Source organism: Clostridium acetireducens DSM 10703 (genome assembly GCF_001758365.1).
GTDB lineage: Bacteria > Bacillota > Clostridia > Clostridiales > Clostridiaceae > Clostridium_C > Clostridium_C acetireducens.
This window is the reverse complement of record NZ_LZFO01000061.1, coordinates 1-4,766: the sequence shown is the minus strand read 5'-3', so window position 1 is coordinate 4,766 and position 4,766 is coordinate 1. Positions and strand designations below refer to the sequence as shown.

General features: G+C 27.1%; 5 protein-coding genes. 3 read left to right on the top strand and 2 right to left on the bottom strand.

Translation table 11 applies throughout. The features are described from left to right. From CLOACE_RS11335 to nadC, 3 genes are all read left to right on the top strand, one after another. Positions 1 to 508: quinolinate synthase NadA (locus CLOACE_RS11335; RefSeq protein ID WP_175429466.1), on the top strand; the 508-nt coding region annotated here is incomplete at its 5' end. A 26-nt stretch (positions 509 to 534) separates the two neighbouring features. Then, complete coding sequence (locus CLOACE_RS11330) at positions 535 to 1,839, top strand: L-aspartate oxidase (RefSeq protein ID WP_070111360.1); 1,305 nt, start codon at positions 535 to 537, stop codon at positions 1,837 to 1,839. Continuing rightward, entirely contained in the window at positions 1,820 to 2,656 is an 837-nt protein-coding gene (gene nadC, locus CLOACE_RS11325) for a carboxylating nicotinate-nucleotide diphosphorylase (protein WP_070111359.1), read from the top strand. The genes CLOACE_RS11330 and nadC overlap by 20 nt, the downstream gene beginning before the upstream one ends. 221 nt (positions 2,657 to 2,877) lie before the next feature. Here nadC and CLOACE_RS11320 read toward each other — a convergent pair whose 3' ends face one another. Together CLOACE_RS11320 and CLOACE_RS11315 are read right to left on the bottom strand one after the other, a co-directional pair. Then, entirely contained in the window at positions 2,878 to 3,525 is a 648-nt protein-coding gene (locus CLOACE_RS11320; protein ID WP_070111358.1) for an undecaprenyl diphosphate synthase family protein, read from the bottom strand. A 144-nt stretch (positions 3,526 to 3,669) separates the two neighbouring features. Continuing rightward, positions 3,670 to 4,161 carry a hypothetical protein gene (locus tag CLOACE_RS11315; RefSeq protein WP_070111357.1) on the bottom strand — a complete coding sequence of 164 codons (492 nt, stop codon included), beginning with the start codon at positions 4,159 to 4,161 and terminating at the stop codon, positions 3,670 to 3,672. Between the last annotated feature and the right edge of the window lie 605 nt (positions 4,162 to 4,766).

Genomic DNA, 4,766 nt, shown 5'->3' with positions numbered 1-4,766 from the left:
AATTGAAAATATTGATAGTGATGAAATTATATTTTTACCAGATAAAAATTTAGGAGAGTACATAAAAGAAAAAGTAAGTAATAAAAATATAATTTTGTGGCAAGGTTTTTGTCCTGTACATAGACAAATAAATGAAGAAAAAATAAGAGAACTTAAAAAATCTTCTCCAGATATAGAGTTTTTAGTTCATCCTGAAGCTGAAAAGGTAGTAAGGGATCAGGCGGATTTTATAGGAAGTACTGGAGATATTATAAAATATGCTACTAATAGTTCTAATAAAAGGTTCTTTATTGGTACTGAAGAAGGTATAATGCATGTTTTAAAGAAAAAAAATCCTGATAAAGAGTTTATCACTTTTAAAAATATTGTCTGCCATGATATGAAAAAAATTACTTTGGAGCATGTTTATAATGCTTTATGCACAGGTAAACACCAAATTAATATAAATGAAAATGTAAGAAAAAAGGCATATGATGCTTTAAATAACATGCTTTTATTATCTAAATAACTAAATAAATTTTAGGAAGTGTTAATATGGACTTATATACTGATGTTGTTATAGTGGGTACAGGAGCAGCAGGGCTTTATGCTGCACTTAATATTAAGGATAATGTAGATATTTTAATGATTTCCAAAGGTAAAATAAATGAATGTAACACTAATCTTGCTCAAGGTGGAATATGTTGTCTTAGAGGAGAAGAGGATATAGAAAGCTTCATAGAAGATACCATGAAAGCAGGAAAATATGAAAATGATAAAAAATCAGTGGAAATTTTAGTAAAAGAATCTATAGAAAATATAGAAAATATTTATAAATTAGGTATGAATTTAGATAAAGACGATAAGGGAAATATACGCTATACCAAAGAAGGAGCACACAGTATAAATAGAATTGTTCATTATAAGGATAAAACAGGAGAAGAACTTGAAGAAACACTAATCAAAAATGCAAGAGAAAAGAGAAATATAACTATATATGAAAATACATATATGGTAGATTTAATAAAATATAATAATGTATGTAGTGGTGTAGTTGCTTTTAAAGACCAAAAGCAAATTAATATTCACAGCCGTTTTGTAATATTAGCTTGTGGTGGTATAGGAGGGGTTTTTAAAAACTCTACTAATGAGAGAATATTAACAGGTGATGGAATAGCTACAGCTATTAAAAATAATATTGAAGTTGCTAATTTAGATTATATTCAGTTTCATCCTACTTCTTTATATGAAAATCAAAAAGAAGAAAGAAGATTTTTAATATCAGAAGCCGTTAGAGGAGAAGGTGGAAAAATTTTAAATAAATATGGTAATAGGTTTGTAGAAGAACTTTTACCAAGAGATATAGTTACAAAATATATATATGAAGAAGAAAAAAGAACAAATAGCAATTGTGTTTATTTAGATGTAACTTTTATGGAAAAATTTTTTTTGAAAAACAGATTTCCTACTATATATAATAAATGCAAAGAAAGAGGAATAGATATTTCTAAAGAATTTATTCCCATTACTCCTGCTCAACACTATTTTATGGGGGGCATAAAAGTAGATAATTATTCTAGAACTTCTATGGAAAATTTGTTTGCTTGTGGAGAAGTTAGCTGCACAGGAGTTCATGGCAAAAACAGATTAGCTAGTAACTCTTTATTAGAAGCTTTAGTATTTTCTAAAAGAGCAGCAAAAGTTATAAATGACAATGTAGATTCTACTGAAGTTTTATCTGTAGAAGTGGATAAATTAAATAAAGATATTAAATTTTACAGAGAAAATTCCATAGAAATTGTAACTAAAAAAATAAAAGAGCTAAGGAGAGATATTGAAAATGAATTGGCTTTTAATTGATGAATTTATAAAAAGTGCTTTAAAAGAAGATATACCTTATGGAGATGTTACTACAAATAGTATAGTAAATGAAAAAGATAAGTCCATAGTAGATTTAATAGCAAAAGAAGAAGGTATTATTGCAGGAATTAATGTGTTTGAAAGAGTATTTCATTTTGTTGGAGAAGTAGATGTAGATTTTTTAGTACAAGATGGAGATAAAGTTAAAAAGGGAGAAGTTATAGGTCATATAAAAGGTAGTACTAGAGCAATTCTTACTGGGGAGAGAACAGCTCTTAATTACCTTCAAAGAATGAGCGGAATAGCTACACTTACAAAAAAATTTGTAGATGAATTACAAGGAACTAATGCTAAACTTTTAGATACAAGAAAAACTACTCCAAATATGAGAGTGTTTGAAAAATATGCAGTTAAAATAGGTGGAGGAGTTAATCATAGATACAATCTTTCAGATGGTGTGCTTATTAAAGATAATCATATAGATGCTGCTGGGGGAATTAAAAATGCTATAGAATTAGTTAGAAAAAATGCTTCTTTTGTAAGAAAAATAGAAGTAGAAGTGGAAAATTTTCAGCAATTACAAGAAGCTTTGGAAGCAAAAGCAGATATAATAATGCTAGATAATATGACTGCAGAAAATATGAAAAAAGCAGTAAGTATTATAAATGGAAGAGCTATAACAGAAGCTTCAGGAAATATAACTTTAGACAATATAAAAGAAAAAGCAGAATCGGGCGTAGACTATATATCTACTGGAGCTACTACTCATTCTCACAAAGCCTTAGATTTAAGTATGAAAAATTTAAAAAGGTTATAAAAAATTGTGATGCAATTTTTTTTAGTGAAGAGCTTTTAGAGTGAAGAGTTGAGAGTTAAGAATGAAGGGTTGAGGGGAATTTTTCTCCATTGACATTAACGAAAAATTTTTGGTTTTGTTGGGATTTATGGAGGGTATTTAGGAGTGAAGAGTTGAGAGTTTGTGATTCCAGTAAAAATTTTATTTTTACTGGAATTGTTTTTTTTGATTTTAATGGTGTTTTAGCCTCCTAAAGTTATGTCTTGAGTGTCGTACCATTGAAGGGCATTGTAAAAATCTTCTGGTTTAAAGTCAGGCCAATATCTGTCTATAACATAAAAATCTGAGTAAATAGACTGTACTGGAAGAAATCCACTTAATCTTCTTCTTCCTCCCCATCTTATAATTAAATCTACTCTAGATATATCTGAAGATTTAAGAAAACTAGTTATGGTTTTTCTATTGGTGCTGCTATTTTCAGATAAATTACCTAAATCCCATTCCCAGCCGTAGTTTACTAAAAAGTTTACTTTTATACCTCCTTTTCCAAAATCAGTTCTAGTTTTAGTATAAGGAAGTAGAGATTTTGGAAACATAGGAGATTTTGTATTGCCTACTACTAGTAAAGAAGCATTTTCTTTTGAGAGCATTTCTACTGCTTTAACACAAGCCTCTGTAAAAGATTTTCTTTGAAAAGCTGGTCTTTTAGTATTATCTGTAGTAAATCCATAATAAGTTAATTCTTTTACACCTTCTTTTTCACAAAGTTTAAACATAATTAATCCTGGCATTAAACCATATTGGTAACCTTTTTCTTTTGAATAACCTTTAGAAACAGCCCAACGTCTATTTCCATCTGGTATTAATCCTATATGATTTGGAATTCTCATGTATACTCCTCCCATAATATTATATATAGTTATTATTTACATAAAATCATAAAATAATCATAAATTGTTATTAAATTTTTTTATTTAAAATTTGTTGGGAATTATAGAAAGGGAGGATAATGGGGGGGAAAGTTAAAGTGCATATTATTTTTTATTGTATATAAAAAATGTACCGCCTAATTGAGTTATTAAAGTATTTTCATCAATTTTTACTACTTGGGTAGAGGAATTATTTTTACCTATAATATCAATAACTTTTACTTTTTTGTTATTATCTATGCCTAAATCAGAAGGAGATATATTGTATTTGTTAAAATATTCCTCAGGTTTTACTATTTTAGTTTTAAAATATGGATTTTTATACACGTTGCCAAGTAGTAAAACATTGTTTTTATTAACTATAGCAGTGGTGCCTAGGGTTTTCTTTAATTCTCTAGTATCTAAAGAATATAAATCACTCATTTTATAATCAGTTATAACCCAGCAGCCACTAAAAGGCACACCTTCTTGATTAATTTTTAAATCTCCTTGTAAAACTATATTTTTTGTTTTGTTTTGAAAGGGATTAGGACCAAAAATGTTTAAAAAACTAATTAATATACATAGTAGACAAAAAAATTGTAGAAACTTTTTCATGAAAATAACCTCCTTAATTTCTAGAATATTGTATAAATATGTAGAATACGTCCATAGCATATATTAGTAAAAAGTAAATACTTTATCAATATACAAAAAACAGATTATAATGTGAAAATATTACTTTATATGAATTTATATTGAGTATATTAATGTTTACAATGATTCTTGTCAATATAAAAGCAATGTTTCGGCTTGCAAGTAAAAAAATGCAATAATAATTTATGTACAAGTCAATTTTTGTAATTATATCAATATAAAAAATTGAATGATATTTTAAATTATTTAGTTATTTTTTACATAATTTAGTTAAAAATTAAAAATATATTAATGGATATTCAGTTTACTTATGGCTAAAAATAAAATTAGGTTATTGAATAAAAAACCAATAAAAATAATCTGTATAAAAATAATAACACAGTAGCATAAAGTGGTTTGTAAATAATTTGAATGAATTTTAGACAATCTTAGAAGAAAAAATAAAAAAACTCCGTAATTCATCACAGGACGTGATGAGCCAATTTCCGCCCCAAGGACGGGGCATAAATTGGGTAGGAGTTTTTTTATTTTTTATTCTTAGAGTGTCTTAATGAAATGACTTATTT